The 3,360-nt window shown below is 39.1% G+C and carries 6 protein-coding genes; 1 reads left to right on the top strand and 5 read right to left on the bottom strand.

Annotation, left to right across the window (positions count from 1 at the left end; all coding sequences use genetic code 11):
- Nucleotides 1-237: 237 nt before the first annotated feature.
- The 4 genes from CAG60_RS08435 to CAG60_RS08420 all read right to left on the bottom strand — a co-directional run bounded on the left by CAG60_RS08435 (nt 238) and on the right by CAG60_RS08420 (nt 2,653).
- Nucleotides 238-384 carry a hypothetical protein gene (locus CAG60_RS08435; RefSeq protein WP_230373927.1) on the bottom strand — a complete coding sequence of 49 codons (147 nt, stop codon included), beginning with the start codon at nt 382-384 and terminating at the stop codon, nt 238-240.
- A 155-nt stretch (nt 385-539) separates the two neighbouring features.
- A complete protein-coding gene (locus CAG60_RS08430; RefSeq protein ID WP_161438728.1) occupies nt 540-743 on the bottom strand; it encodes a hypothetical protein in 204 nt (67 codons plus the stop codon).
- Between the two features lie 61 nt (nt 744-804).
- The gene (locus tag CAG60_RS08425) at nt 805-2,112 is read right to left on the bottom strand and encodes a HipA domain-containing protein (protein ID WP_202598551.1); all 1,308 of its coding nucleotides are present in this window, start codon (nt 2,110-2,112) and stop codon (nt 805-807) included.
- Between the two features lies 1 nt (nt 2,113).
- Complete coding sequence (locus tag CAG60_RS08420; protein WP_136979388.1) at nt 2,114-2,653, bottom strand: hypothetical protein; 540 nt, start codon at nt 2,651-2,653, stop codon at nt 2,114-2,116.
- Between the two features lie 106 nt (nt 2,654-2,759).
- On the opposite strand from CAG60_RS08420, the gene CAG60_RS08415 reads away from it, so the two are divergent.
- Complete coding sequence (locus CAG60_RS08415; RefSeq protein WP_161438726.1) at nt 2,760-2,969, top strand: helix-turn-helix domain-containing protein; 210 nt, start codon at nt 2,760-2,762, stop codon at nt 2,967-2,969.
- 208 nt (nt 2,970-3,177) lie between these two features.
- Here CAG60_RS08415 and CAG60_RS16620 read toward each other — a convergent pair.
- Nucleotides 3,178-3,360 (bottom strand): hypothetical protein (locus CAG60_RS16620; protein ID WP_237667765.1); only part of this gene is annotated, 183 nt, incomplete at its 5' end.

Here is a 3,360-nt window from a genome sequence, read left to right as displayed (position 1 = left end):
AGAGAGAGGGGAGTTAGAACTAAATTCTTGAAGGTCTTTCAAAGAAAATGTAAATTATATAAATATCAACTATCATAGGAGGTAGTTGTTATTTATTTTATGAATGTTAATGGTGGGGTGTATTTCTCTTGCGTATGTTTTTATATTGGTTGTAATCTCTCCGAATTGTAAGTATTGCCCTCGCCTTAGAGTGTTGTTTGGTTTTTCGCGAACAATCAAATTCAGCAGCTCAACATTTTAGTTCGAAAATAGTTGTGAAAGCGCAGCCAGTGACTCAAACAAAAATTGAGGGTAAGGTTCTTCAGATGTCACCTTTTCTTGTGCAATCCGATTTATATGATTGCGAGCAAGATCTTCTGATAGAATGGCGATTTTTGCTTTCATACCATCCTCACTCCTAATAGTCGCCATCTAAATCGACTGAATAATCACCGACGATCACATCTAATTCTTTTTTCATTTCTTGGGAAGGAGCAATCAACAGAAGTGGTTCTCACACGAAGTTTCTGTTAGTCCACGGATCTTTTCTTTTTCGCGCTTCATTGCTGGATACTCCCATTTTTTATTGATGCAATCACTTTTAATAAATCGGCCGTGATTGCTGAGCATTTGTCATTCATAAAAAACGTTACCTCATCTCCAAATTTCATCGTTACGATTCCATTCTTATCGACACTTAACAGCGCGAAAGACTGCTTCAAATCAAGAGTCGTGTTACTTCCATTGGTCGTGGTTTCAGCCATATTTTCCCTCACTGCTAACGAGTATGTTTACAACATGAGCAACAATTATTACCCCAGATGTTTACTTAATTGTTCTGTTTAACTTTTCAACGATTTCAGTGGCATGTTGAAATATTGCATCCTTTACCAACGCGAACTCCTGTCCAGGGAATCTTTTGTCTATAGAACTCAGTGCGCTACTAAATTGAGCGAGAAAGGCATAGACGATTTCATGGCATTCAGCATTACTGATACCGAACTGACTCGCTGTCTGCTCTATATGGCGTAAGCAAATTTTGTTGATATGATATTTGTACCCTCGTGATGCTTTCAGTCCCATAGCTAGTTTTAGCTTGCGCTTATTTAACCCTGTAGAACTGACAGCGGGGTAAGCCGATAGCAAATCGTAGAACGGTGCAAGTTGATAGTGTCCGCCAGGAGCAATATGCACGGAAAAATTCTTGAGATGCCCGTCAGTGGCACCAAGAAGGCATTGTAAAATCATGAACTTAAAAAAGTCATGATTGTTCGCCTTGCTTTGCGCAGAGAGACTTAAAACATCAACAATTTTGGAGACACCTAGGTTGTTCTCCGATTGATATTTTTGATGTTCAGGTACACCAAAAATCTGACAGAAATCTTCTTGGTGTCTACGAGTCACAACTCCGTCACCAAAACATCGGTCGAACCGTTTTACTGCAAGGGCTTTAGCTCCTGATTCTGCGGTTATTATCTCAATGTCGGGGGCTTTAAAACCAAGTTCCTTCGCTATTTGAGCACATATGAATTCATTCTCAATGCTGCTACTCATATCTAGCACGGAGTTACTTTGGGTAATAACATCCATCGGATACTTAACTATGTGGCTACTGAACGCGGTTCCCTGTGGGACATACCACCTTCCATTTGTTTTCATCAGCGTGGTTTTTCTTTGTGTACCAGATACACATGGCCTGTAGTCACCAAAAAATGGAAGAAATGACTTACGCTGAGTAACGAGTTCATTTAATTCACTTGCCGAGATCTCTCGATATTTCCACCCTATATTTGGCGGCTCCCTACTCTCAGTAAATGAAATGCCGCCCGTGCAATCATGACCAACTTTTGAGAGTAAGGTGAATACATCGTTGGATTGCACTCCCATTGAGTGAGCAAGGCTTAATCGTTCTTCCATTAAATCAGGAAGAAGATTATTCATAAAATTCAATACATTAAATGATGAATTTTCTCCCATTCTTAACGGTAGGCTCAACGAGATCGGAAAGGATGAATGATATGCTAACCATTGTTCAGAATATGAAAATGACAAGTTGTTCTTCGACCGTTGAACAAACTGCCCCACGAGCATGTTGTTATTTGTGGCATGTACGTAAAGTATAGGATTGTGCAAATTAGCTCCCACTTTCTTCTAGTTGGGCTGTGTTTTTGTAGAGATTAATTGCATTTTCTACTGCCAGCATTTCGGCTTTGATATCCAATCTACGATTGTCATGTTCTGAGATGTATTGCTCTATGCATGGCCTAAGCTCGGAGTATTGCGCACACAACCGATTGAAATGCTTCCATGCCCTTTGATTAAGAGAATTGGACTCTGACAGCTCTGACTGTTTATCTTGCAAAATCGTCAAGAGACTTTCTTTTTTGAGAGAAAGGTAATTGGAATCCTCACTGTAGTTGTCGTAATCCACGACCTCCCAGTCGGTATGGTTAAACATAAAACCTTTGGAAAACAACTCATCTCCATGCTTATCGAAACCGCACGACAGGACTGCGCCGATAAGCGACATTTCCTTCAATTTTTTTTCGACGTATTCATCTGATAAGTATTCTTTCTCATCACAGTCTATTGGAAAGGACTTTAAGTCATTGGCAGAGAAATGTTCATTGTAATAAATGGCGAGAAATAACTCTTTTCTGATCTTTACCTTCATGTGTTCAAAAAATGGCCTTTATTGATGATTTTGAGGATTATAATCCGTGGAGTTATATGCCGCAAGTGTGTAATTGTTCAGCAAATTAATTTCATAAATAAAAAACATGAACAAGAAGCTTGCAGTACTTGTGGGCAAACGCATTGCAAAAATGAGGAAATCCAAAGGGTTAACTCAAGATAAACTCGCGTTGTTCGCAGAGATAGATAGAAGTTATGTTGGACGCATTGAGCGCGGTGAAGTCAATATCACGGTTGAGAAGTTGTATCAGATTGCGGAGACTTTGGGCTGTGATGTAAAGGAGTTGTTGCCATGAGCATTTGGTCTTACATTCAACTATTTAATCAATAAATCTTGGTGTAAGTAGAATAGTTTTGGTTATCGTAAATCGATTTTTTACTTTCGAGTCAGCGAAATCTGCACTGACTCAGCTATGCTCCTTTTTTAACTTGAGGCGCTCCCCAATCACAGCAAGAAAGATTTGCTGTTTGGTCTGTTTTTACTATATGAATAGATTAGTTGATTTAACTTTTACTATTCGCTTCACCAGTAAAGAATGCAATTAACTTGTTTCGAATCTTTGGGGTTATTTTGTTAGCAAAAATTTTTGCTAACGCTATGTAACCAAGACAGCCAACGATCTGCGCACCAAGCCACCATACAACTTTAAAATTTAACTGTGAGAGCTTATCATTATGCTCTATAAC

This window comes from Vibrio sp. V33_P6A3T137, assembly GCF_009904835.1.
Classification (GTDB): Bacteria; Pseudomonadota; Gammaproteobacteria; order Enterobacterales; family Vibrionaceae; genus Vibrio; species Vibrio metschnikovii.
This window is presented reverse-complemented; position numbering and strand designations above follow the sequence as displayed.